This window comes from Streptomyces sp. NPDC020192, from assembly GCF_044388685.1.
Taxonomy (GTDB): domain Bacteria; phylum Actinomycetota; class Actinomycetes; order Streptomycetales; family Streptomycetaceae; genus Streptomyces.
This window is the reverse complement of sequence record NZ_JBIRXG010000007.1, coordinates 252,228-275,541: the sequence shown is the minus strand read 5'-3', so window position 1 is coordinate 275,541 and position 23,314 is coordinate 252,228. Positions and strand designations below refer to the sequence as shown.

Genomic DNA, 23,314 nt, shown 5'->3' with positions numbered 1-23,314 from the left:
AGCAGCACGACCATGGCAGCCGGCGGGCCGGTTGCCATAGGTAAAGAGGAAGGTCGTCTGCGTGAGCATGCGGCTCAGTATGCCACGGCGAAGTCCAGAGGAAGGCTTCGCGTCCACACCGTTAGACTCAGTAGCACAGACCCCGCCCGACCACCAGAAGGCACCCCGTGTCACCAGCGACTTCCACTGCCGCCACCCCCGACACCGTCCTGGTCGTCGACTTCGGCGCGCAGTACGCCCAGCTCATCGCCCGTCGCGTCCGCGAGGCGCGGGTCTACAGCGAGATCGTGCCGAGCACCATGCCGGTCCAGGAGATGCTCGCCAAGAACCCCGCGGCGATCATCCTCTCCGGCGGCCCCTCGTCGGTGTACGAGGAGGGTGCTCCCCGCCTCGGCCGCGAGCTCTTCGAGGCAGGCGTCCCCGTCTTCGGCATGTGCTACGGCTTCCAGCTGATGGCACAGGTCCTCGGCGGCACGGTGGACAACACCGGCGCCCGCGAGTACGGCCGTACCGACCTGCACGTCTCCAGGACCTCCTCCACCCTCTTCGAGGGCACCCCGGGCGAGCAGCACGTGTGGATGTCGCACGGCGACGCCTGCTCCGCCGCCCCCGAGGGCTTCACCGTGACCGCGTCCACGGACGTCGTCCCGGTCGCCGCGTTCGAGAACGACGAGAAGAAGCTCTACGGCGTCCAGTACCACCCCGAGGTCATGCACTCCACGCACGGCCAGCAGGTGCTCGAGCACTTCCTGTACCGCGGCGCGGGCCTCACTCCGTCCTGGACCACCGGCAACGTGATCGAGGAGCAGGTCGCCGCGATCCGCGAGCAGGTCGGCGACAAGCGCGCCATCTGCGGTCTGTCCGGCGGCGTGGACTCCGCCGTGGCCGCCGCCCTCGTGGCGCGCGCCATCGGCGACCAGCTGACCTGCGTGTACGTGGACCACGGTCTGATGCGCAAGGGTGAGACCGAACAGGTCGAGAAGGACTTCGTGGCCGCGACCGGCGTCAAGCTGGTCGTCGTGGACGCCGAGGAGCGCTTCCTGACCGCCCTCAAGGGCGTCTCGGACCCCGAGGAGAAGCGCAAGATCATCGGCCGCGAGTTCATCCGCGTGTTCGAGCAGGCGCAGGCCGAGATCATCGCCGACGAGGGCCCGGCCGTCGAGTTCCTGGTCCAGGGCACCCTGTACCCGGACGTGGTCGAGTCCGGCGGCGGCACCGGCACCGCCAACATCAAGTCGCACCACAACGTCGGCGGCCTCCCCGAGGACCTCGAGTTCCAGCTGATCGAGCCGCTGCGCAAGCTGTTCAAGGACGAGGTCCGGATGGTCGGCCAGGAGCTGGGCCTGCCGGAGGAGATCGTCCAGCGCCAGCCGTTCCCGGGTCCCGGCCTCGGCATCCGCATCGTCGGCGAGGTGACGAAGGAGCGTCTGGACCTGCTCCGCGAGGCCGACGCCATCGCCCGCGAGGAGCTGACCGCGGCCGGCCTCGACCGGGACATCTGGCAGTGCCCGGTGGTCCTGCTCGCCGACGTCCGCAGCGTGGGCGTCCAGGGTGACGGCCGCACCTACGGCCACCCGATCGTGCTGCGCCCGGTCTCCTCCGAGGACGCCATGACCGCCGACTGGTCCCGGCTGCCGTACGACGTCCTCGCCCGCATCTCGACCCGCATCACCAACGAGGTCCGGGACGTCAACCGCGTCGTCCTCGACGTGACCAGCAAGCCGCCGGGCACGATCGAGTGGGAGTGATCCCCACGGCCCCTACGCGCGCCTGATCGTGCGCAGGGGTGCACCGGGCGTCCAGACCTGGACGACCAGATACCGGTCGTCCTCGACGTAGGTCCGCACGACCTCCGTCAGCTCGGTACGGAAGAGGTGGAACGGCTGCGGCGGTTCCACCTCTTTCGCGTAGCGGGCCTTTCGCTCGCCCTCGACCTCGTACGCCCGCCCCGCGATCCGCACATCTCCGCCGCCCATCCCGGTGCCCTCGCCCGGGTTCGCCTGCAGCGCGAAGCGCGGGTCGCGCCGCAGGTCGAGGGCCTTGAGCGAGCCGTCCATCATGCCGAGCCACAGCTCGCCGCCGCGGAAGTCGGCCTCCAGCCCGGAGGTGCGCGGCGAGCCGTCCCTGCGCAGGGTCGCGAGGACGTGATGCCGGTGGGCGCGGAAGCGCTCCTCGGCGATCCGGGCCGGTCCGGGTGCGGCGGAGACGAAGGCTCCCCAGTTCACAGGCGTCATACGCGCCAGTCTCACCGGTAAACCGGACAACCTCTGTCGTGTATTCGCTGCGTACGTCATCTTTGCAAAACAGCTCTGCCCTTTTGCGCTGACCGACGGTAACTTCCGGCGCGTACCGCAATTCCAGCGCTGGAGGACCTATGCACGGGCCGACCCCGCCCCTGCCGCTGCCCACCGACCAGCTGCAGTTCGCCATGCCGCCGATGCACGACTCGGTCGAGGACGAACGCCGCCACCGCAAGGAGCGGCTCGCCGGAGCCCTGCGGATCTTCGGGCGGGCTGGGCTCGAGGACGGGGTCTCCGGGCACATCACCGCACGCGATCCGGAGTTCAGCGACTGCTTCTGGGTCAACCCGTTCGGCATGCCGTTCAAGCACGTCACCGTCGGCGACCTCGTCCTCGTCAACCAGGACGGCCAGGTCGTCGAGGGCCGCTACCACGTCAACCAGGCCGCGTTCACCGTCCACGCCCAGGTCCACGCCGCCCGCCCCGACGTCGTCGCCGTCGCCCACTGCCACTCCGTGCACGGCCGCGCCCTCGCCGCCCTCGGCGATCTGATCGACCCGATCACCCAGGAGAGCTGCGCCTTCTACGAGGACGTGGCGCTCTACGACGCCTACACCGGCGTCACCGTCGACGCCGAGGAAGGCCGCCGTATCGCCGGCGCCCTCGGCTCCCGCAAGGCCCTCGTGCTGCGCAACCACGGACTGCTCACCGTCGGCGACTCGGTGGACGCGGCGGCCTGGTGGTTTCTGTCCATGGAGCGCTCCTGCCAGGTGCAGCTGATGGCGAAGGCGGCCGGCCGGCCGGTCCTCATCGATCACAAACTGGCCGTCGCCACCCGCGAACAGCTCGGCACCGACCTGGTGGCCTGGATCAACTACCAGCCGCTGTGGCAGGACATCAGCCGCAGCGAACCCGACCTGCTCAGCTGAATCCCCTGAGCACCACCGCCTTGGTCTTCGCGAACTCCTCGTCCGTGAGCACCCCCTCCCGGTGCAGCTCGCCCAACTCCCGCAGCCGGCGCAGCAGTACGTCATGGTGGTCGGCCTGCGCCGGTACGACCGCCCGCCGGCCGCCAGGGCCGTCGCAGCCGTCGCCCGTGCGGGTGGAGGGATGCGGCAGCCGGGCGGTGACGGCCGTCGCGACCAGCGCGGTCAGCAGATCGCGCCGCACACTGCCCCACAGGTCCAGGGTGTAGGGGTCCCGCTCGGGCGGCAGCTTGGAGAACGCCGTCTCCGGGGTCACGAACCGCAGGAACCCGTCCTCGAACCCGGAGTTGGGCAGCCACTCCACCTGCACCAGATCGCCCAGGCCGATGATCCGCGGGCCGGTCGCGCGCTTGACCCGGTCGGAGGTGTCGGACCAGTCGATGCGCACCTGGCTGCCGTCGAAGGAGACCGTGCCGTCGGAGGACCGCACCGACACCGGCACCGGCGGCCCCGGCAGCAGATAGCCCGTCGTGGGCTCCTGCGGGATCCGGTCGAGCAGCAGCGCCTGCCGGATCTCCTCCGCCACGTACTCCGCGGCCCCCGAGCGGTCCGCGTCCACCGCCAGCCGGTAGGGGTCGGCCGGGTCCGGCAGCCGCCCGCCCGTCGCCTGGAGCAGGGGATCGGCGCCCTCGCGCAGCCGCATCCGCAGCCGGCCGCGCTTGCGCTCGGGTTCGTAGCCGACGCCCGCGACCGCCTCCAGCGGCACGGAGATCTCTCCGTACGTCTGCCGGAACAGCGGCACGCTGCGGTGCAGTCCCGGCGTGATCCGGATCGTGCTGCCGTCGAAGGCCCAGGTCCCGTCCCGCGCGATGATCTCGGCCATGGGGGAATTCTCCCAGCCGGGTCAACACGCCGGCCCGCACTTCACCCGCCCTGACCCGGTCCGTCGAGCCCGGACGGCCCGTTGTAGGGCACAATTCGCTGACAGGACAGGGGAGTTGCGTGGCAACGAGACGGTCTGCCGAGGGGCCGCCGGCCGTGTCGACATGTCGTGGGGAAGGCGGGCGTCCGGCGTGGCGGTGCAGGAGGCGAGAGAGGACACGGGTGCCGACGGCCCCCACGAGGGCGGTTGCACCTGCGGGGACTGTCCACACGGCGCCCGCGAAGGGCACCGGCGGGCCGTCGCCGCGTTCCTGCGCCGGCGCGACGAGTTCGCTGCCGGGCAGGGGCTGCCGACGGCCGTGGCGCACTCGGCCTCGGCGTCCCGCCAGTGGATCTCCGAGCAGCTGACCGAGCGGGCGGAGGCCGTCGCTGAACGCGGCCGCGCCGAGGGCGAGGCATGGCTCGCCGGGCTGTGGCTGCGCACGGTCGTCGCGGTGTGGATCGCGATCGTCGTCCTGCTGCTCGGCGAGGCGCTCACCGCGATCGGTGCGGGCTGGACCGCCGCCCGCACCGCGGCCCTGGCCGCCGCGCTCGTCGTCGCCGGCACGCTGACCACCGCCGGCCGGCTGCACCGGGCCCGCGGCGGGGTGCTCGCCCCGGTGATCGGCGAGGACAACCGGATGTCCACCTCCCGCACCGTGGCCGCCGGCTGGGTGCTGTTCGTCGGCTACGCCGTCCTGCTGCTGGCCGCCCGGCTCGCCGCCGCCTCCGACCACTCCGAACGGGACGCGCTGATCTCGGGACTCGACCTCGCGCGCGGCACGGGTGTGGTGACCGTCCTCGCCGTGGTGTGCGGCATCGCCGTCCTGGTCCGCCGGGTGGTGGGCCTGCGTATCCTCGCCCAGCGGCTGCAGAAGGTACCGGCCCACCGGCCGCGCGCCGCCGACCTGCTCACCGACGACTCCGGCCGGGGCGCCTTCACCGACATCCAGTACGTCGCCATCAGCGCCGTCGCCCTGGCGTTCGCCGCCGTACGGCTCGCCCGCCGCCCCGACCGACTGCCCGACCTGCCCTGGGGGCTGGGCGTGATCGTGCTCATCTCGGCCGCGACCTACCTGGCCGGCAAGTACGCCGAGGGCGGCCGCCCGGTCGTCCTCTCCGTGGTCCGCGCCCGCGAACCCGGCGACCTGGACGGGCCGATCCGCACCGGCGACGACATCGAGATCCGCGGCGCCGGCTTCGTCCCGCCCGGCGCCCGCACCGCCGACCGGCTCTCCCGCATGGTGGTCCGCATCGGCACCGTCGACGTGCACGTCCCCCTCGTCCCCGTCACCGGCGGCTTCCGCAACCCCTCCGACACCGTCCTGACCGTCCCCGTCCCCGCCGAGGTCGAGCCCGGCGCGGTGGAGGTCCAGGTGGTCACCGCGGCCGGGGTGGCGACCAACCGGTACACGGTCCGGGTGACGGAGTGAGGGGCGGAGGAACCGGAAGAGCCGGCGGAGCCGGCCGGGGCGAAGGAGCCGGGACAGCAGGGCGAGGAGGAGAACGATGAGCGAGAGCGTCCTGTCGGTGATACCGACCGACCCGCACTGGCAGCCGGCACCCGAACCCGGGGAGCGCGCCGCGGCCCTGGTCCTGGAGCTGGTCTCGGGCGCCCCCGGCGACCCGCACGCCGACCCCGACGCCGTCGAACTGGACGTCGACCGGCACGAGGTGATCACCGCCGTCGACTGCGGCTCGAACCTGGTGAGCATCCGCTGCCCGCACTGCGACGGCTCCATCGACCCCGACTGGTACCGGGACCTGCTGGACGCGTACGAGGAGCGGGGCGACGGCCTGCCCACCCTCGACGTCACCACCCCCTGCTGCACCACCGACACCTCCTTGGACCGGTTGGACTACGACTGGCCGTGCGGTTTCGCACGCTTCGAGATCGCCGCCTGGAATCCCCAGCGCTCCCAGCTCACCCCCGAGGAACTGACCGCCGTGGGCCGGGTTCTCGGGCATCCGGTGCGGCAGATCCTGGCCCGGATCTGAGCCGACCACCGCTCGCACGCCCACCCGGATTCCGAAAAAACATCCGGAGGGGATTGAACGGGCCCCGCTTGTCATACGTATCGTCGAATGAGGGGTGGGGATGGCGGGCGAGAGGCGGGCTGGCACGATGACTCACGGCATTCGGACGGACACGCACCTGAACCGGCTGCACGGCCCCCGCGGCTGGCGGGACACCGCCGCCCACTACGCCCTGCTCCCGCTCCGCGTCTTCCTCGGCGTCACCTTGATCTACGCCGGCCTGGACAAGCTCACCGACAGTGCCTTCATGAAGGCCAGCGGCGCCGGGTCGATCGGCGACACCATGCGGGCGGCCCATGACTCTGCCGGCATCCCGGCCCTGGTCGACCTGGCCCTGAAGAGCCCGGTCGGCTTCGGCTACGCCATCGCCTTCGGCGAACTGGCCGTCGGTATCGGCACTCTGCTCGGCCTGCTCGCCCGGCTGGCCGCGCTCGGCGGCGCACTCATCTCGTTCAGCTTCTGGATGACGGTGAGCTGGTCATCGACCCCCTACTACTACGGCAACGACCTCGCCTACTTCATGGCCTGGATCCCCCTCATCCTCGCCGGTGCCCCCTACCTCTCCCTGGACGCGGCCTGGCGAGCCCGACGAGGGCAGGGCGGCTACCGGTAAGGCAGGGAGGCGGCCGGTCTACCGACTGTCGAGGGTTACGGGTTCCTGTCCGCCCGCCGAGGGCTAAGCGTCCCTCTTCGCCCACTGAGGGCTACGGGTTCCGGTTCGCTCACCGAGGGCTACGCGCTCCCGTCCGCCCGCCGGAGGGCTCCCGCTTCGCGTGCTCACCGAGGGCTACGCCCTTCCGCGTGCCCCGCGACGGCAGGTGACCGCTAGCCGCTCTCCCCGCCGCTCCGTCTGCCGCCCCGTCTGCGTATCGCCCGTGCCACGCCCCCCGTGACACCGGCCAGCAGCAGGCCGCCCGCGACCAGCGGGACGATGGCGAACCACGGGGTCTCCCACAGGCCGCCCGCGTCTCCCGCGAAGACCGTGCCGGCGGCGGTCAGGAAGAGCCCGGCGACCAGCCGGCCGGGCTGGAACTCATGACGCAGCACGGCTGACCTCCACCTGTCCCACACCGACCCCGAGCGCGAGGTCCAGCGTGCCGACGTCCTTGGCGCCCTTGGCCGGCGCCAGCGTCACGTTCTCGAGCCTGCGGGGCTGCACGTCCACGTCCCTCCTGTTCTCCCCGGGCAACCGGATGTCGCCCACCCCCACGTCGATGTTCATCCGCACGGTCGCGCCCGCCGGCAGGATCACCTTCAGCTGTCCCGCGCCCACATGGGCGTGTGTCGTGACCGTCTGCCCCTTGGCCGGATGCACCCGGGTCAGGTCCAGAGTGCCGCGCCCGGTGCCGAGGTCGTAGCTCGGTTGCACCTGCGCCGTCGCCGCCGGCGCCCAGGACGTGTCTCTCCAATGGGTGGTGATGTCCTTGGGCATGGCCGACGCCCCGGCGAGCAGCGCCGCCGTCACCAGCGCCAGGAACACCGTCCCGGCTCCCGTGCGCCCGAGGAACGCGCTGATCGTGAGGCCGAGGCCGAAGACCGCCAGCGCGCAGGCGAGGCCGGTCTGGAGGCTGGTGCCCAGCGGGTGCGTGTCCCACGTGAGCCCCGTGCCCAGGCCGCCCGCCACCAGGGCGAGCAGGAAGACCCAGCCGCCGATCCAGCGCGGGCCGCGAGGTCTCGGGGGCGTGGCCGGCCGCGGCCGTATGGAGCCGGGGCCGGAGTGGGGCCATGGGCTGGCGACACCGACGTCGACCACCGAGGTGAGGTCCCGCTCGCGGGCGTCGCCGGGGCCCCACAGATAACCCGTGCCGCCGACGTGGGTGCCGTCCTTGACGATCGGGTCCCGCCACCAGGACGGGTAGGCGGTGACGACCGGCGGCGCCTGAGCCTCCGGCGGGGCGTCGGCCGCGGCCTGTGCGGAGAGCGGGTCGGGGTCGGCCGCGCCACGGCGCCGCGACCAGTACCCGGCGCCCGCCAACAGCAGGGAGAGCACCGCGGCGAAGGTCAGCACCCCGCCGTTTCTCAGCATGGTCAGGAAGACACCGCAGCCGACCAGGGCGAACAGCACGGCGGCGAGCGCTTGCCCGTCGACCCGGCCCGTCAGCAGCTTGCGCAGCTCGTTCTCCTCCTCGTCCTCGTACGGCACGAGGAGCCAGACGAAGCCGTAGAAGATGAGGCCGATGCCACCGGTCGCGGACAGCACGGCCAGGGTGATCCGGAAGATCACCGGGTCCATGTCCGTCTGCCGGCCCAGGCCCGCGCACACGCCCGCGATCATCTTGTGCCGGCGGTCGCGCCGGAACCGGTCGAAGGCCGTGGCGCCCTGCTGCTCCTGCTCCCCCTCCTGCGTCCCGGCGTGGGTGTCCGTGCCGGGGCCGGCCGCTCCCGTCTCCTGTGTCGCGGCGGGCCCGGCATCCGTCGGTCCGGTGCCCGGGGCCGGGCGCGGGCCGGGGCCGGGTCCCGGACCCGTCGCGGCGTGCTCGTGATCCGTCATGCGTCCATGGTGACGGCCCGCCCGCCGCCACGGCAGTCGGGACGACCCTGGGCGAACCCTGAAATCGGCCCTGAGACCGGGCGGGGAAGCGTTCGACCGGCACCGGAGCACCGCCGACCACCGCTCCCCGACCCGGTCCCGCCGAAGATCAGGGGCGTCTCGGGGGCCGACCCTGATGCCCGGCCCCGCCGGCCATGTGACCATCAATGGCATGCCGGAAGCCGCAAGCCTGCCAGTCGACGACCCGCGGCCGCCGCGCAAGCTCTACCGCAGCAGCGACGGACGCTGGCTCGGCGGAGTGGCGCGGGGCCTCGCCGGGCATCTCGGGCTGCCCATCGTCTGGGTGCGGCTCGCCTTCGTCGGCCTGTTCATGGCCCACGGGTTCGGGGCGCTGCTCTACGCCGCGTTCTGGTTCTTCGTCCCGCTCGGCATCGGCGGTGTCGGCGAGCAGAAGCAGTCGCTGGTGGGCACCGAGACCGCGCCGGACGGCCGCCGCAGACTCATGGCCCGCAAGCCGGACAAGGGCCAGCTCGTCGCGCTGCTCCTCATGGTCATCGTGTCCATGGTCTTCGTGAGCAGCGTCAACCTCGGTGGCGCCGCCAAGGTGTATCTCGTGCCCGCCGTCCTCGTCGCGGCCGGTGTCGCCCTGGTCTGGAGACAGGCGGACAACGCCCGCCGGGCCCGCTGGGTCGAGGTCGGCCGCCGCCGCCGTACGCTCACGCTGCTGCGCGCGGCCGGCGGTGTCCTGCTCGTCACGGCCGGTGTCTCCGCCATCTTCGTGCTCCAGGGCTCGGCCGCCCACCTCGGCGCGGTCCTCCAGGCGGCGCTCGCCGTCCTCGTCGGCATCACGCTGCTCGCCGGTCCCTACCTGGTCCGGATGACCCAGGACCTGTCCGAGGAGCGCCTGATGCGCATCCGCGCCCAGGAGCGCGCCGAGGTCGCCGCCCATGTCCACGACTCCGTGCTGCACACCCTCACCCTGATCCAGCGCAACGCCGACAACGCGAACGAGGTGCGCCGCCTCGCCCGCGCCCAGGAGCGCGACCTGCGCACCTGGCTGTACAAGCCGGAGGGCACCGGCAAGGACGAGGCCGACGAGCCGGACACGGTCGCCGAGGCGGTGCGGCGCAACGCCGCCGAGGTGGAGGACAAGCACGGGGTGCCCATCGAGGTCGTCATCGTCGGCGACTGCCCGCTGGACGAGAGGACCGGCCCGCAGATGCAGGCCGCGCGTGAGGCGATGGTGAACGCCGCCAAGTACGGTGGCGAGGGCGGTGCCGTACAGGTCTATGCCGAAGTCGAGGGGAAGACGGTCTTCGTGTCCGTGCGTGACCGTGGTCCGGGCTTCGACCTCGACTCGATACCCGCCGACCGGATGGGTGTCAGAGAATCGATCATCGGCCGCATGGAGCGCAACGGCGGTACGGCCCGGCTACGGGCGGTGCCGGGCGGCGGCACGGAGGTCGAGCTGGAGATGGAGAGGGCGGAGAAGACGTCATGAGCGACGCGACCGAGGCGAACGGCACGGCGGGGGCCGGCGCGGGCGGACGGCACGTACGGGTCGTGCTCGTGGACGACCACCGGATGTTCCGCACCGGCGTCCAGGCCGAGATCGGCCAGACCGCCGAGACCGGTGTCGAGGTGGTCGGCGAGGCCGCGGACGTCGACCAGGCGGTCACGGTCATCACCGCGACCCGGCCCGAGGTGGTCCTCCTCGACGTGCACCTGCCGGGCGGCGGCGGTGTCGAAGTGCTGCGCCGGTGCGCGGCGTTGATGGCGGACGCCGAGCAGCCCGTCCGCTTCCTCGCGCTGTCCGTGTCGGACGCCGCGGAGGACGTGATCGGCGTGATCCGTGGCGGCGCCCGTGGCTATGTCACCAAGACCATCACCGGCACCGACCTGGTCGACTCGATCTTCCGGGTCCAGGAGGGCGACGCGGTCTTCTCACCGCGGCTGGCCGGGTTCGTCCTCGACGCCTTCGCCTCCACCGACGCCCCGCCGGTGGACGAGGACCTGGACCGCCTCACCCAGCGCGAGCGCGAGGTGCTGCGCCTGATCGCCCGTGGCTATGCCTACAAGGAGATCGCCAAGCAGCTGTTCATCTCGGTGAAGACGGTCGAGTCCCATGTCTCGGCGGTCCTGCGCAAGCTCCAGCTGTCCAACCGTCACGAACTGACCCGCTGGGCGGCGGCCCGCCGCCTGGTCTGACCTCACGCCACCCGGGTCGCCCCGGCGAACGGCATCTCGTCGACCGGGGCCAGTCGGACCGGTGCCGAGGGGTTCGGGGCGTGGATCATCTGGCCGCCGCCGACGTAGATGCCGACGTGGCTGACGCCGGAGTAGAAGAACACCAGGTCCCCGGGACGGAGTTCGGAGCGGGAGACGCGCCGGCCCGCGTTGATCTGGGCGTAGGTGGTGCGGGGCAGGGAGATGCCGGCGGAGCGGTAGGCGGCCTGGACCAGGCCCGAGCAGTCGAAGGCGTTCGGGCCGGTCGCGCCCCACACGTAGGGGCTGCCGAGCTTGGCGTAGGCGTAGGCGACGGCTGCCGCCGCGCGGGAGTCGGGCGCCGCGACGGACCCGGGCCCGGAGCCGGGCCCGGCCTGCGCCAGGGCTTCCCGGGCGTCCGCGGCCGACCGGGAGGCGCGTGCCGACCCGTTGCCGTCGTCACCGGTGACCTGGGCGCGCTGCTGCGGGGTGAGCCGTGCCAGCAGCCGCCGGGCCTCGTCCAGCGTGCCGGTGATGGTCTTCTTCCGCCGGCTCAGTTCCGCCTGCCGCGAGCGCAGTGACGACAGCTGGACGCGCGCGGCGCCGCGCAACTGCTCGATCTCCCGCAGCTGTTCGCGCACCTGGGACACGGCGGCGGCCTGCCGGTCACCGGCTCGCTCGGCGAACGCGGCGTCGTCCAGATACCGGTCGGGGTCGTTGGAGAGGGCGAGTTGCCAGGCCGGGGCGAAGCCGCCGTCGCGGTACTGCGCGGTGGCGAACGAACCCAGCGCGTCCCGGGCCGAGTTGAGCTTCGCCTGCTTGCGCGCGGTCTCATCGCGCAGCGCGTTGAGCCGCCGCTGGGCCGCGTCCGCCTGCTCCTTGGCGCCGTCGTACTTCTCGGTCGCGGCCTCGGCCTGCTGGTACAGCGTGTCCACCTTGGCCTTCACCTGTGCCGGTGTCAGCTGTGGTTCGGCGTGTCCGGTGCCGTCGAACGCCGTCGCGCCGGCCGCACCCGCCAGGGCGAGCGTGGCGGCCGCCCGGGCCGTATGGCCACCGATCGAGCGTTGCCGGGGCTTGCGGTGCGCTGCCACCTGGACCGTCACGTCCTTCCGTACGACTCGACGACCGAGCGATGTGTACGTCCGGCGGCGGCCCGCACAGGGGGGACAGGCCGCCGCCGGACTTCTCGGCGGTGGGGAGGACGCTAGGCCGGAGTGTGACGAGTGGGTAACGCAGTGTACGGAATTGGCTCAGACGGACCGGGATGTGACCGTATGCGATCACTCCGCCTCGCCGGAGTCGTCGCCTTCACGCAGCGTGGTGACCGATGCGGGGAATGCGGGGCCGTCGGGATCGGTGGGGTGCTATTGAGCGCATATATGCAAGATCCATGGAGGCCCTGCCCGGGCCGTACTCGAGACCTGGTCGACCCTGGCCAGGGATCGGCACACCCCCGGTGAACCCCTGGCTAGGATCCGGCCCATGGAGACAGCCATCCATCTCTTCGTCGGCCTGCACATCATCGGCATCGCCGCGCTGCTCGGCGGTTTCGTCACCCAACTGACGGCGATAGGCCAGGGCACGGCCCGGTTCTCGCCCCTCATGCTGCGCGGCGCGCTCGCCATGCTCGGCACCGGTGTGGTCCTGATCGCGCTCAACCGGGCCGACGACCAACACCTCAGCAGCGTCAAGTTCGCGGTCAAGCTGGCGCTGCTGATCGTGATCCTCGGCCTGATCTATGTGAAGCGCGACGAGGAGACGGTCGACAAGCGCGCCTTCGGGGCCGTCGGCCTGCTGACCGTGGCGAACATCTTCATCGCCGTCCTGTGGACCTGACCCGGTAGGCGTCAGCCGGGGCGGACCACGCTGTGGATGATCGACTCTCCGCCGTAGTACACCGACTCCTCGCGGACGTACGCGCCCGGCTTGGGGGCATGGATCATCATGCCGTTGCCGATGTAGAGACCGACGTGGCTGATGTCGTCGTAGAAGAAGATCAGGTCGCCCGGGCGCGCGTTCGCCAGGGAGACCGTGGTGCCCGCGTTGACCTGGTCGTACGTGGTGCGCGGGAGCGTGACGCCGGCGGCCCGCCAGGCGGCCTGGGTGAGGCCCGAGCAGTCGTAGGAGTCCGGGCCGGTGGCGCCCCACACGTACGGTTTGCCGATCTGGGCGCGGGCGAAGGCGATGGCCTTGGCGGCCTTCGTGTCGTACGAACTGGACGAGCCGGACGATCCGGACGACGTGGAGCCGGTCGAGCTTGTGGAGGACCCGCTCGAGCCGGACGACGACGAGCCGGACGCACTGGATGAGGTGCTCTTCTGCTGGGCCTCGGCCTGCTGCTTCGCCAGCTCGGCCGCCTTGCGCGCCGCCTCCTGCTGCTTCTCCCGCTCGACGGCGGCCAGCCGCGCCTTCTCCTGGGCCGTCAGCTGGGACAGCAGTTCGCGCGCGGAGGCGAGTTTCTTCTGGACGGTGGCCTTGGCGGTCTGCAGATCGTGCTGCGACTCGGTCAGCGTCTGCAGGCTCTCCGCGGCCTCCCGCCGCTTCTTCATGGTGCCGGCCTGCTCGCTGATGTAGTCGTCGACCAGGCCCTTCTCGCGTGAGGTCAGCCGGTTCATCAGCTGGGTCTGGTCGAAGTAGTCCTGCGGGTTGTCCGCCAGCAGGAAAGTGGCCGTGTTCGGCGCGGCGGCGCCGGTGCGGTACTGGGCCGCGGCGAAGGAGCCCAGCTCCTCGCGGGCCTTGTTGAGGCGGTCGGTGCGCCGGGCGACCTCCTCCCGGAGTGCGTCGACGCGCCCGCGCTGCTTGCCGGTCCGTTCCTGGACCGCGTCGTACTTCTCGGTCGCCGACTCCGCCTGCCGGTACAGGTCGTCGACCTTCTTCTCCACCTCCTCCAGGGTCGGCCGGGTGTGGTCGGCCCCGGGGGCGGCCTCGGCGGTCTGGGACAGCATGGCTATGGAGGTGAGGGCGGCGGTGGCGAGGGCGGGGGTGCGGAAACCCGCTCCGTTGGTTCCGCCGGGGCGCGACTTGCGGTGCGACGCCAAGGGTGGCGACTCCTTCCAGTGGGCCGCCTACCGGGTTAGCTGTCGGGTTCGGGCGGCGGTTCGGAAGGGTTGCCCTACGGCGTCGTCCCGGACGGGAGTCGGCCGATTCACCCCGGAAAAACGGTGGGTCCCCGGCTCCGCGCCCCCTTACGGGGCGCGCCGGACTCGGCGGAGGCCGCGCACGCGGCCTGACGGCAACCTAGCCAACTCGTGTGATTGGTGTGAAGGTTGGTGCGTGATATGTCCGATACATTTTCGTGATCCGAGGCGGGAATCATGTCCTTGTCATCGGGTGATTCCGCTGCGTGAGGGGCTTTCGCCATCCTCTCGTCCGGCCTTCTTCCCGGGACGGCGACCGGTTGTCGGTGGGGCGCCCTAGACTCGGAGAGCGATGAGCAGCCTCTTTGACGACAGCTTCCTGGCGGACCTCCAGCCCCCTCGCGGGCGCGAGGAGGAACCCCCGCCGCCGCCCGAGGGCGATCACGCTCCGGAGTCGCTTCCGGACGATCTGTTCGGCGGGAAGTTCGACGCGCCACCGGACCGGGACGTCTACTACCGCGACGGCGCCCCGCGCCCCGCGCTCGACGCGGCGGCGCTGCTGGAGGGGCTGAACGACAACCAGCGCGCCGCGGTCGTGCACGCCGGCTCCCCGCTGCTCATCGTCGCAGGCGCCGGCTCCGGCAAGACCCGCGTGCTCACCCACCGCATCGCCCACCTGCTCGCCGAGCGGCACGTGCACCCGGGCCAGATCCTCGCGATCACCTTCACCAACAAGGCCGCGGGCGAGATGAAGGAGCGCGTCGAGCATCTCGTCGGCCCGCGCGCGAACGCGATGTGGGTCATGACCTTCCACAGCGCGTGCGTGCGCATCCTGCGCCGGGAGAGCAAGAAGCTGGGCTTCACCTCCAGTTTCTCCATCTACGACGCCGCCGACAGCAAGCGCCTGATGGCCCTGGTCTGCCGCGACCTGGACCTCGACCCCAAGCGCTTCCCGCCCAAGTCCTTCAGCGCAAAGATCAGCAACCTGAAGAACGAGCTGATCGACGAGGAGGACTTCGCGGCCCAGGCCTCCGACGGCTTCGAGAAGACCCTCGCGCAGGCCTACGCGCTCTACCAGTCGCGGCTGCGCGAGGCGAACGCCCTCGACTTCGACGACCTGATCATGACGACGGTCAACCTGCTGCGCGCCTTCCCGGACGTCGCCGAGCACTACCGCCGCCGCTTCCGGCACGTCCTGGTCGACGAGTACCAGGACACCAACCACGCCCAGTACGCCCTCGTACGGGAACTCGTCGGCACCGGCGCACACGATGAGGACACCCCGGCGGGCGAGCACGACCTCCCGCCCGCCGAGCTGTGCGTCGTCGGTGACGCGGACCAGTCGATCTACGCCTTCCGGGGCGCGACGATCCGCAACATCCTCCAGTTCGAGGAGGACTACCCGAACGCGACGACGATCCTGCTGGAGCAGAACTACCGCTCCACGCAGACCATCCTGAGCGCCGCCAACGCGGTCATCGAGCGCAACGAGTCACGCCGCCCGAAGAACCTGTGGACCAACGCCGGCCAGGGCGCGCGGATCACCGGCTACGTCGCCGACACCGAGCACGACGAGGCGCAGTTCGTCGCGGACGAGATAGACCGCCTGGTCGACGCGGGCGAGGCCAAGGCGGGCGACGTCGCCGTCTTCTACCGCACCAACGCCCAGTCCCGTGTCTTCGAAGAGGTCTTCATCCGCGTCGGCCTGCCCTACAAGGTCGTCGGCGGTGTCCGCTTCTACGAGCGCAAGGAGGTCCGGGACGTCCTCGCCTACCTGCGGGTTCTCGCCAACCCCGAGGACTCGGTGCCGCTGCGGCGCATCCTCAACGTGCCCAAGCGGGGCATCGGCGAGCGGGCCGAGGCGATGATCGACGCCCTCTCCCAGCGCGAGAAGATCAGCTTCCCGCAGGCGCTCAAGCGCGTGGACGAGGCGTACGGCATGGCCGCGCGCTCCACCAACGCGGTCAAGCGGTTCAACACGCTGATGGAGGACCTGCGCACGATCGTGGAGTCCGGCGCCGGACCGGCCACGGTCCTCGAGGCCGTCCTCGAACGCACCGGCTACCTGGCCGAGTTGCAGGCCTCCACCGACCCGCAGGACGAGACCCGTATCGAGAACCTCCAGGAACTCGCGGCCGTGGCCCTGGAGTTCGAGCAGGAGCGCGGTGAAGGCGAGTCGGTGACGCTGTCCGACTTCCTGGAGCAGGTCGCGCTGGTCGCCGACTCCGACCAGATCCCCGACGAGGACGAGGAAGGCTCCGGCGTCATCACCCTGATGACCCTGCACACCGCCAAGGGCCTGGAGTTCCCGGTCGTCTTCCTGACCGGCATGGAGGACGGCGTCTTCCCGCACATGCGCGCCCTCGGCCAGAACAAGGAGCTGGAGGAGGAGCGGCGCCTGGCGTACGTCGGCATCACGCGCGCGCGGGAGCGGCTGTACCTCACGCGTTCGGCGCTGCGCAGCGCCTGGGGCCAGCCGTCGTACAACCCGCCCTCCCGGTTCCTGGAGGAGATCCCGGCCGCCCATGTGGAGTGGAAGCGGACGGGCGCGGCGGCGCCGGTGTCCTCCGGCCCGGCCGCCGGGATCGCGGCCTCGCTGTCCTCGTCCCGCTCGCGCTCGTCGGCGGCGGGCGCGTCCGGGTTCGCCACGCGGCGTACGACGGACAAGCCGGCGGTGTCCCTGGCGGTCGGCGACCGGGTCACCCACGACCAGTTCGGCCTCGGCACGGTCGTCGCGGTGGCGGGCGCGGACGACAAGGCCCAGGCGACGATCGACTTCGGCGACGGCAAGCCGAAGCGACTGCTGCTGAGGTACGCGCCGGTCGAGAAGCTGTGAAGCCGTAGACGAGGTGAGCCCCGCCGGAGGCCGGCGGGGCTCAGGTCGTACGGGGCTCAGGTCGGGTCGAGTCCGTGGCTGCGCAGCCACGGCAGCGGGTCTATGGGTGCCCCGCCGCCGGGCCGTACCTCGAAGTGGAGGTGGGGGCCCGTGGAGTTGCCCGAGTTGCCGGAGTAGGCGATCGGCTGGCCGGCCTGGACGACCGTACCGGAGGGGACGCGGTAGCTGGACAGGTGGCAGTACCAGGTCTGCGTGCCGTCCTTCGCCGTCAGGATCAGCATGTTGCCGTAGGCGCTGTTCCACTTGGTGGAGACGGTGCCGTCGGTAGCGGCCATCACCGTGGTGCCGTAGGAGACAGGGAAGTCGATGCCCGTGTGCACCGACATCCAGTTCACGCCCGCCTGGCCGAAATAGGCGCTGAGCCCCTTCTGGGTGACCGGCAGCACGAACTTGGGGCGCAGCCGCTCCTTGAGCGCGGCCTCCGCGAGGGCCTTCTTCCGCTCCAGCTCCTGATGGTTCTTGAGGTCGATGCGCTCCTGCGTCCGGCTGGCCCGGTCGGCGAAGTCGTCGGCGCCGGCGGAGAGCGTCCTGAGCTGGCTGTCCAGCTTGCTGTTGGCGACCGACGGCTTCACCGCGTGCGCGTCGGAGGCGGAGGCGGTGGTGTCCTTGCCGCCGCCGTCGGTCAGCGCGCCCACCGAGGCGGCGGCGATCCCCGCGACCCCCATCACACAGACCGAGGGCACGGCGACGGTCAGCAGCGCGGAGCGCTTGGCGGGCGTACGACGCCGGGAACGCGCCCCGTTGCGTGCGCCCGCGCGGGTCGTCGGCGTGACCTCTTCCTGGTCGTCCAACAGAGTGGGTACGACGGGCAGTTCACCGGTGCTGCCCAGCTCGCCGTCGCCGTCACCGGGGTGCGCCTCGCCGAAGCCGGGGTCCTCGTACGGCGCCTGGTCCTCGTACCCGGTCTGCGCGAAGGCCGCGGTCTCCGGCGTGTCGGTGACCTGCTCGAACGTAGCGGTGGCCTGCTGGTCGAACGGTTCGGCAACCGCCTCGGGCGACGCGACCGCCTCGGACTGGCCGGCGGAGTTCCACTGCGTGGCGTCGTACGCGCCCGTCGCGAAGCCCTGGGTGCCCCACTCCCACTGCTGGGTCGGGTCGGCGCCGCCGGAATGGCCGGGCTGCTGCCAGGCACTGGCATCCCTCCCCCGGAGAGGGGACCCCCAGCCGCTGACGTCGTTGCCGGTGGCCTGCGCGGGGACCGTCCAGGCGGTGGCGTCGTAGACACCGGAGTCGTAGGCGGCGTGGTGCTGGGCCGCGTACGCGTCGTAGTGCGGCGTCTGCCACTGCGTCGCGTCGTACGCGCCGGTGCTCTGGTCGCCGGGCAGGCTGCCGAAGAGCGGGTCGGTGTGGAAGGCGCCGGTGCCGTCGTGACCGGGCGCAAAACCGGTGGCGTCGTAGCCGCCGTACGTGGTGAAGTCGCCGTAGGGGGCTTCATGGGTCCCGTACGGCGCGTGGTCGTAGCGCGTGGCGGAGGCGTCGGAAGCCGGGGCCGGGGTGGTCATGGTCCCCGACGGGTGAGGGTCGTTCACCAACTTCTCTTTCGCCTCGACAACAGGGGCTGCCAGAGCAGTGCGGCGACTGTACCCGCCGGTACCTGGGCGCGACAATCTTCGGCCTGTTTCGCGTTGGCCGGAAACGGGCATTCGGCGGTCTTTCGGGGGACGCCGGGCATGAGTTTGGCCGAGAGTTCGATGAGCGTTCGATGTCCGGCGCCTGTCGGTCGCCCGTACGACACGTCACCGTCAGTCAGTTCACCCCACCGTCGGACCGCCGGGTGCTCACGCCACCGTCAGACCGCCGGCCACCGTGTCCCCGGGGTGCGCGGCATCGAGGTTCTCGCGTATCCCGGCCGCGACCGCCGGGTGCACGGGCAGGGCGAGATGTCCGATGCCGGTCACCTGGACGTTCAGCGCGTCGAGGTCGGGGTGGTCCAGGCGGGCCGTCTCCACCGGATCCATGACGGAGTCCAGGTCGCTCCAGAAGCTGACGAACCGCGTACGGCAGCCGGGTGCGGGGCGGGCCAGCTCCTCGAGCACCTCCGAACCGGGCCGCATCTGACGCACGATGGGGTGGGCGTCGGCCAGCGGCGCCACCCGGGTCCCCGCGTGCGGGGTGCCCAGTGTGACGAGCGTGCGCACCCGCAGGTCGCCGCCGAGACACTGCACGTAGTAGCGGGCGATCAGGCCGCCGAGGCTGTGGCCCACGATGTCGACACGGGGACTGCCGGTGCGCTCGCAGATCTCCTCGACGTGCCGGCCGAGCAGCTCGGCCGCGGCGCGGATGTCGCAGGTCAGCGGGGAGTAGTTGAGCGACTCGACGCGCTGTCCGCCGTGCTGGGCGAGGCTGCGGCGCAGCAGCACGAACACCGAGCGGTTGTCGATGAAGCCGTGCAGCAGGACGACCGGCGGGGCGGAGGGGACGGGCAGCTGGGCGGTGCCCTCCGCGGTGGGCAGGGCGGGGGACCGGCGTTCCTGGGTGAGACCCGTCGGATACAGCAGCAGGTGGCCGGCCAGGATCGCGGCCTCGAGGGCGGTCGACTTGAGCAGCGCCATGGAGATTCCGGCGAGTCTTCCGGGCCACAGGCGCCGGCAGAGCGGGAGGAAGAGCGGCAGTACTCCGGTGACCTTCATGGCCGACCTCCTGTCGGCACGCCGGAGGACGGCTCGATCCCCCGTGTGCCCTCATGTCCCACCGTGTGATTTCCCCCTCGCTGCGCACCGTAAAACTGCCGGTTGCGGGATGCTGGAGATAACGTTCGTTCACTTCGCGACGGGTGGCGGAACGCGCCAAAAGTGCGGTACTTGTCGTTACGGTTCTTACCGGCGGAAGCGATCGCTTCCGTGGTCGTCTGATGGAGGCAGTGATGGGTGTGGCAGCCGGTCCGATCCGCGTGGTGGTCGCCAAGCCGGGGCTCGACGGCCACGATCGCGGGGCCAAGGTCATCGCGCGCGCCCTGCGTGACGCCGGTATGGAGGTCATCTACACCGGGCTCCACCAGACGCCGGAGCAGATCGTCGACACCGCCATCCAGGAGGACGCCGACGCGATCGGCCTGTCCATCCTCTCCGGCGCGCACAACACGCTGTTCGCCGCGGTGATCGAGCTGCTCAAGGAGCGCGATGCCGCGGACATCCTCGTCTTCGGCGGCGGCATCATCCCCGACGAGGACATCCCGCCACTGAAGGAGAAGGGCGTCGCGGAGATCTTCACGCCGGGGGCGACGACCACGTCGATCGTGGAGTGGGTGCGGGAGAACGTCCGTCAGGCGGCGGCCTCCGGGGGGTGAGTCGAGGGTGCGTTCGGCTCGATCGGTTCGTTCGGTTTGTTGGGTTCGTTCGGCTCGTTCGGTGCGGGTCGGCGGGTGGTGATGCCGGCCGGCGTCAGCTCGTTCGCCATCGCCGCCCGCAGCCGCAGCGTCGTGACCAGCCGCTGGAACGCCTCCGCCCAGTAGCCCCCGGCACCCGGCGCCGCATCCTCCCGTTCGTCGGGTATCGCCAGCAGCGCCTCCAGCCGGGTGGCCTCCGCCGGGTCCAGGCAGCGCTCCGCCAGGCCCATCACGCCGCTGAAGCTCCAGGGATAACTGCCCGCGTCCCGCGCGATGTTGAGCGCGTCCACGACCGCCCGGCCCAGCGGTTCCGCCCATGGCACCGCGCACACCCCGAGCAGCTGAAACGCCTCCGACAGCCCGTGCGTCGCGATGAACCCGGCCACCCACGCGGCCCGTTCCGCCGGCTCCAGGGCCGCCAGCAGCTTCGCGCGCTCCGCCAGGGACACCGCCCCCGGTCCGCCCGCCTCCGGCGCCGACGGCGAGCCGAGCAGCGCCCTCGACCACGCGGCGTCCCGCTGCCGCACGGCCGCCCGGCACCAGGCCGCGTGCAGTTCGCCCTGCCAGCCGTCCGCGACCGGCAGCGCCACGATCTCCCGCGCCGTGCGCCCGCCGAGCCGCTCCGGCCAGGTGCCGAGCGGTGCGGCTTCCACCAACTGCCCCAGCCACCATGAGCGTTCTCCTCTGCCTGCGGGGGGTGTGGCCACCACACCGTCGCGCTCCATGCTTGAGTCGCACTCGAGCGGCGGCTCGACCACGATCGCCGGCGCGGGATCCGTACGGTCGAGGGCCACGCAGGCCGCAGCCCGTACGGCCATGCGCGCGGCGAGCGCCGAGTCCGGCAGCGCCGACAGCAGTTCCGCCGCCGTCGCCCGGACGTTACGGCTGCGGTCGCCCAGCGCCTGCTCCAGGAACGGCTCGTCCTCGGCGGCGAGGCCCGTGCGCAGCGCGTCGAGGAACATCAGCCGGTCCTCCGCCCGCTCCGTGGCCCACGTCGACGCCAGCAACTCGCGCGCGAACGCGGGTCTGCCGGCGCGCAGCCCGCCCAGCAGCGCCACCCGCTCGGCGAACAGACCCTCCTGCCACAGCCGCTCCACCGCCTCGACGTCGTCGGGGCCGGGCAGCGTGGCGCCGCCACCCGGGGCCGCGCGCAGGGCGAAGCGCCAGTCCGGGTTCAGCCGGGCCAGCCACAGCGCGCGCGGGCCCGCGAACGCCAGCGCCGCCGGGCGCAGGTCCGTACGCCCCCGGGCCGCGTCCAGCAGGGCGGGCAGCGCCTGAGGGGGCGCCGCGTACCCGTGCGCGACGGCCGCCGCGAGCCACTGCGGGAGCAGCTCCATCAGGTCCGGTGCGCTGCCCCGGCGGCCGCCGCCCGCCGCGCCGGACCGGTCGGCCAGCAGGGCGGCGAGTCTGCGGGCCGCCGCGGCGGGCAACACCGGGCGCGGGTCCTCGGGCGCCGGCTCCGGCCGCCGTGCCGCCCGCGCGGGCCGCAGCCCGGCGCGTCGCCGTACGGTCGCCACGGCGGCCGCGTCCAGCAGCGCGAGCGGCGCCTCCCGGCCGGGAGCGGCGTCCGCCCAGGGACGCCGGTCGGTACCGAGCAGGGCGGCGGTGACCAGGTCCTCCCAGGAACCTGCGGGAACCGCGGTGGTCGTCCGGGTGGTCGAGGTGCCGTTCATGTCGTCCCCTTCCTGATGACCTGTGCCGTTCCGTTCGCTTCGGGTCCGCTCAGCACAGCGGTACCGCCTCGTCCGCCCCCGCGGCCCAGGCCGTGAGCGGGGTGAAGCCGCGGTGGCCGCATTCGCCGAAGACCGTCACGGGGGCGCCGCCGGACAGGGCGACCAGGCGCCACAGGCCGGGGCGGGAACGGGCGGCTCGGGTCAGGGGCAGGGCCGAGTCCGCGTGGGCGTCGGCCAGTTGCCACAGCTCGCCGTCCGGGACCGGTACGACCTGCTCCAGGGTCACCGGGACCGACTCCAGCCAGGGATCGTCGCGCAGCGCCTCGCCGTACCGGTCCGCCGCCTCCGCCGTCGACACGCCCGGCGGGCGGAACCCGGCCGGCGCCGGCGGGGCGAACCGCTCGCCCAGCGCGGCCCGGGCCCGGCCGGCCCCCGGATGACCGGACAGCTCCGCGTCCAGGGCCAGGCCGACCGGCAGGGACAGCTCCGGCGCCCGGCCCGCCGCACCGTACGACAGCAGCAGCCGGGTGCCGCCCGACTCGGCGCCGTGCAACCAGATCCGGCGGGTCGTCAGTTTCGCGTCCACCGTGTCGTACTGGGCGAGGACCAGCCAGCGGTCGCGCTCCGGCGGGCCGTCCGCCGCGGCGGGCAGGCCGAGCCGGGAGCGGACCGTGGCCGCGAGGGCGTCCGGCAGCCCGTCCCGGCGCAGCCAGCCCTGGTCGAGCAGATGCAGCAGCGCGCACTCCTCCAGCAGCCGGGCCGGCCAGCCCGCCCCCGACGCCGGTATCGCCCCCAACTCCCGTACACGTGCGGCAAGTCCGGGCGCCTGGGCGTCGACCATACGGGCCGCTGTCTCGTCCCACATTCCGTACCCCGCCCGCTCCGCCGCGGCCAGACCGCCGCGCAGCAGATCCGCGAGGCGCTGCTCCAGCTCCGTCGCGCCCGCGGTGACCCGGTCGGCCCGGCGCTCGGCCCGCCGCCGCGCCGCCTCCGGGTCGGCGGGCCCCGCCGCGGAACTCCCGTCCGCCTGGCGTGATGTGGTCTCGGCCCGCTTGCGTCTGCCCGCGAGCCACTGCTCCGCCCAGTCCGGCGGTTCGGCGGACGCCGGCACCGCGCCGTCGCCGCCCGCCCACAGCAGAAGCAGCCCGAGCGCGTGCTTGCACGGGAACTTACGGCTCGGACAACTGCACTTGTACGCCGGTCCGGCGAGATCGACCACCGTCTGGTACGGCCTGCTGCCGCTGCCCTTGCACAGCCCCCACACCGTCCCCTCTCCGCTTCCTGCCTCGGACCACGGACCGGCCGTGCCGAGTTTGCTCCCCGCTTTGCGTGACGCGGCGTCAGGCGCCAGTGCCAGCACCTGCTCCGCGGTCCAGCGCACCCCCTGCTCAGTCATGTCCTCGACGGTAGGTCCCACCACTGACAATCACCCCAGCGCGGGCGTTTGTGCAGGTCAGAGCGATTGTCAGTGGCGTGGTGCACCGTTGGTGGCAGATCCGAACCGGCCGAGCTGGAGGGGGCCT

The 23,314-nt window shown here is 72.2% G+C and carries 20 protein-coding genes and 1 riboswitch; of the genes, 10 read left to right on the top strand and 10 right to left on the bottom strand.

The window, feature by feature from the left end:
* Positions 1–167 precede the first annotated feature (167 nt).
* Positions 168–1,748 carry a glutamine-hydrolyzing GMP synthase gene (gene guaA / locus ACH47Z_RS16710; protein WP_399074104.1) on the top strand — a complete coding sequence of 527 codons (1,581 nt, stop codon included), beginning with the start codon at positions 168–170 and terminating at the stop codon, positions 1,746–1,748.
* A 12-nt stretch (positions 1,749–1,760) separates the two neighbouring features.
* Here the strand turns inward: guaA and ACH47Z_RS16705 are convergent, their stop codons facing one another.
* On the bottom strand, positions 1,761–2,234 hold the full coding sequence (locus ACH47Z_RS16705; protein ID WP_399074102.1) for a pyridoxamine 5'-phosphate oxidase family protein: 474 nt from the start codon (positions 2,232–2,234) through the stop codon (positions 1,761–1,763).
* A gap of 140 nt (positions 2,235–2,374) precedes the next feature.
* Between ACH47Z_RS16705 and ACH47Z_RS16700 the strand changes: the two genes are divergently transcribed.
* Positions 2,375–3,169, top strand: coding sequence for a class II aldolase/adducin family protein (locus ACH47Z_RS16700; protein ID WP_399074100.1), 795 nt, complete (start codon positions 2,375–2,377; stop codon positions 3,167–3,169).
* Here ACH47Z_RS16700 and ACH47Z_RS16695 read toward each other — a convergent pair.
* Positions 3,162–4,049: a DUF4429 domain-containing protein gene (locus ACH47Z_RS16695; RefSeq protein WP_399074098.1), complete on the bottom strand. Its 888-nt coding sequence runs from the start codon at positions 4,047–4,049 to the stop codon at positions 3,162–3,164. The two genes, ACH47Z_RS16700 and ACH47Z_RS16695, sit on opposite strands and share 8 nt — an antisense overlap.
* 190 nt (positions 4,050–4,239) lie before the next feature.
* Here ACH47Z_RS16695 and ACH47Z_RS16690 point away from each other — a divergent pair, with 190 nt between their 5' ends.
* The 3 genes from ACH47Z_RS16690 (at position 4,240) to ACH47Z_RS16680 (ending at position 6,737) form a co-directional block, all read left to right on the top strand.
* Positions 4,240–5,520 (top strand): hypothetical protein, encoded by a 1,281-nt coding sequence (locus ACH47Z_RS16690; RefSeq protein WP_399074096.1) that lies wholly within the window; start codon positions 4,240–4,242, stop codon positions 5,518–5,520.
* A gap of 76 nt (positions 5,521–5,596) precedes the next feature.
* On the top strand, positions 5,597–6,085 hold the full coding sequence (locus ACH47Z_RS16685; RefSeq protein WP_399074094.1) for a hypothetical protein: 489 nt from the start codon (positions 5,597–5,599) through the stop codon (positions 6,083–6,085).
* Positions 6,086–6,212: 127 nt separating this feature from the next.
* Entirely contained in the window at positions 6,213–6,737 is a 525-nt protein-coding gene (locus ACH47Z_RS16680) for a DoxX family membrane protein (protein ID WP_399074092.1), read from the top strand.
* Positions 6,738–6,949: 212 nt separating this feature from the next.
* On the opposite strand, the gene ACH47Z_RS16675 is transcribed toward ACH47Z_RS16680, so the two are convergent.
* On the bottom strand, positions 6,950–7,171 hold the full coding sequence (locus tag ACH47Z_RS16675; RefSeq protein ID WP_399074090.1) for a hypothetical protein: 222 nt from the start codon (positions 7,169–7,171) through the stop codon (positions 6,950–6,952).
* Positions 7,158–8,615, bottom strand: a complete 1,458-nt coding sequence (locus ACH47Z_RS16670) for a PspC domain-containing protein (protein ID WP_399074088.1) — start codon at positions 8,613–8,615, stop codon at positions 7,158–7,160. The genes ACH47Z_RS16675 and ACH47Z_RS16670 overlap by 14 nt, the downstream gene beginning before the upstream one ends.
* Before the next feature lie 175 nt (positions 8,616–8,790).
* On the opposite strand from ACH47Z_RS16670, the gene ACH47Z_RS16665 reads away from it, so the two are divergent.
* Entirely contained in the window at positions 8,791–10,116 is a 1,326-nt protein-coding gene (locus ACH47Z_RS16665) for a PspC domain-containing protein (protein WP_399074086.1), read from the top strand.
* Positions 10,113–10,823, top strand: coding sequence for a LuxR C-terminal-related transcriptional regulator (locus tag ACH47Z_RS16660; RefSeq protein ID WP_399074084.1), 711 nt, complete (start codon positions 10,113–10,115; stop codon positions 10,821–10,823). Before ACH47Z_RS16665 ends, ACH47Z_RS16660 begins: the two co-directional genes overlap by 4 nt.
* A gap of 2 nt (positions 10,824–10,825) precedes the next feature.
* Here the strand turns inward: ACH47Z_RS16660 and ACH47Z_RS16655 are convergent, their stop codons facing one another.
* A complete protein-coding gene (locus ACH47Z_RS16655) occupies positions 10,826–11,911 on the bottom strand; it encodes an NlpC/P60 family protein (RefSeq protein WP_399074241.1) in 1,086 nt (361 codons plus the stop codon).
* Between the two features lie 391 nt (positions 11,912–12,302).
* On the opposite strand from ACH47Z_RS16655, the gene ACH47Z_RS16650 reads away from it, so the two are divergent.
* Complete coding sequence (locus tag ACH47Z_RS16650; RefSeq protein ID WP_399074082.1) at positions 12,303–12,656, top strand: hypothetical protein; 354 nt, start codon at positions 12,303–12,305, stop codon at positions 12,654–12,656.
* An 11-nt stretch (positions 12,657–12,667) separates the two neighbouring features.
* On the opposite strand, the gene ACH47Z_RS16645 is transcribed toward ACH47Z_RS16650, so the two are convergent.
* On the bottom strand, positions 12,668–13,858 hold the full coding sequence (locus ACH47Z_RS16645) for an NlpC/P60 family protein (protein WP_399074080.1): 1,191 nt from the start codon (positions 13,856–13,858) through the stop codon (positions 12,668–12,670).
* Between the two features lie 7 nt (positions 13,859–13,865).
* Positions 13,866–14,039, bottom strand: a riboswitch (cyclic di-AMP (ydaO/yuaA leader).
* Between the two features lie 210 nt (positions 14,040–14,249).
* On the opposite strand from ACH47Z_RS16645, the gene pcrA reads away from it, so the two are divergent.
* Positions 14,250–16,733, top strand: coding sequence for a DNA helicase PcrA (pcrA, locus tag ACH47Z_RS16640; protein ID WP_399074078.1), 2,484 nt, complete (start codon positions 14,250–14,252; stop codon positions 16,731–16,733).
* A gap of 56 nt (positions 16,734–16,789) precedes the next feature.
* On the opposite strand, the gene ACH47Z_RS16635 is transcribed toward pcrA, so the two are convergent.
* Both ACH47Z_RS16635 and ACH47Z_RS16630 read right to left on the bottom strand, forming a co-directional pair.
* On the bottom strand, positions 16,790–18,322 hold the full coding sequence (locus tag ACH47Z_RS16635) for a M23 family metallopeptidase (protein ID WP_399074076.1): 1,533 nt from the start codon (positions 18,320–18,322) through the stop codon (positions 16,790–16,792).
* Positions 18,323–18,571: 249 nt separating this feature from the next.
* Positions 18,572–19,423 (bottom strand): esterase/lipase family protein, encoded by an 852-nt coding sequence (locus ACH47Z_RS16630; RefSeq protein WP_399074074.1) that lies wholly within the window; start codon positions 19,421–19,423, stop codon positions 18,572–18,574.
* A 233-nt stretch (positions 19,424–19,656) separates the two neighbouring features.
* On the opposite strand from ACH47Z_RS16630, the gene ACH47Z_RS16625 reads away from it, so the two are divergent.
* Positions 19,657–20,079, top strand: coding sequence for a cobalamin B12-binding domain-containing protein (locus ACH47Z_RS16625; RefSeq protein WP_399074072.1), 423 nt, complete (start codon positions 19,657–19,659; stop codon positions 20,077–20,079).
* On the opposite strand, the gene ACH47Z_RS16620 is transcribed toward ACH47Z_RS16625, so the two are convergent.
* Together ACH47Z_RS16620 and ACH47Z_RS16615 are read right to left on the bottom strand one after the other, a co-directional pair.
* Positions 20,055–21,791, bottom strand: coding sequence for a DUF5691 domain-containing protein (locus ACH47Z_RS16620; protein WP_399074070.1), 1,737 nt, complete (start codon positions 21,789–21,791; stop codon positions 20,055–20,057). The genes ACH47Z_RS16625 and ACH47Z_RS16620 overlap by 25 nt on opposite strands.
* Positions 21,792–21,840: 49 nt before the next feature.
* On the bottom strand, positions 21,841–23,187 hold the full coding sequence (locus ACH47Z_RS16615; RefSeq protein ID WP_399074068.1) for an SWIM zinc finger family protein: 1,347 nt from the start codon (positions 23,185–23,187) through the stop codon (positions 21,841–21,843).
* Positions 23,188–23,314 lie beyond the last annotated feature (127 nt).

Excerpts from the sequence above, each read along its gene's own strand:
- ACH47Z_RS16705 (WP_399074102.1), bottom strand. The coding sequence starts at position 2,234 with ATGACGCCTGTGAACTGGGGAGCCTTCGTCTCCGCCGCACCCGGACCG.
- ACH47Z_RS16700 (WP_399074100.1), top strand. The coding sequence starts at position 2,375 with ATGCACGGGCCGACCCCGCCCCTGCCGCTGCCCACCGACCAGCTGCAG.
- ACH47Z_RS16695 (WP_399074098.1), bottom strand. The coding sequence starts at position 4,049 with ATGGCCGAGATCATCGCGCGGGACGGGACCTGGGCCTTCGACGGCAGC.
- ACH47Z_RS16685 (WP_399074094.1), top strand. The coding sequence starts at position 5,597 with ATGAGCGAGAGCGTCCTGTCGGTGATACCGACCGACCCGCACTGGCAG.
- ACH47Z_RS16680 (WP_399074092.1), top strand. The coding sequence starts at position 6,213 with ATGACTCACGGCATTCGGACGGACACGCACCTGAACCGGCTGCACGGC.
- ACH47Z_RS16670 (WP_399074088.1), bottom strand. The coding sequence starts at position 8,615 with ATGACGGATCACGAGCACGCCGCGACGGGTCCGGGACCCGGCCCCGGC.
- ACH47Z_RS16665 (WP_399074086.1), top strand. The coding sequence starts at position 8,791 with ATGCCCGGCCCCGCCGGCCATGTGACCATCAATGGCATGCCGGAAGCC.
- ACH47Z_RS16660 (WP_399074084.1), top strand. The coding sequence starts at position 10,113 with ATGAGCGACGCGACCGAGGCGAACGGCACGGCGGGGGCCGGCGCGGGC.
- ACH47Z_RS16650 (WP_399074082.1), top strand. The coding sequence starts at position 12,303 with ATGGAGACAGCCATCCATCTCTTCGTCGGCCTGCACATCATCGGCATC.
- pcrA (WP_399074078.1), top strand. The coding sequence starts at position 14,250 with ATGAGCAGCCTCTTTGACGACAGCTTCCTGGCGGACCTCCAGCCCCCT.
- ACH47Z_RS16630 (WP_399074074.1), bottom strand. The coding sequence starts at position 19,423 with ATGAAGGTCACCGGAGTACTGCCGCTCTTCCTCCCGCTCTGCCGGCGC.
- ACH47Z_RS16625 (WP_399074072.1), top strand. The coding sequence starts at position 19,657 with ATGGGTGTGGCAGCCGGTCCGATCCGCGTGGTGGTCGCCAAGCCGGGG.
- ACH47Z_RS16620 (WP_399074070.1), bottom strand. The coding sequence starts at position 21,791 with ATGAACGGCACCTCGACCACCCGGACGACCACCGCGGTTCCCGCAGGT.
- ACH47Z_RS16615 (WP_399074068.1), bottom strand. The coding sequence starts at position 23,187 with ATGACTGAGCAGGGGGTGCGCTGGACCGCGGAGCAGGTGCTGGCACTG.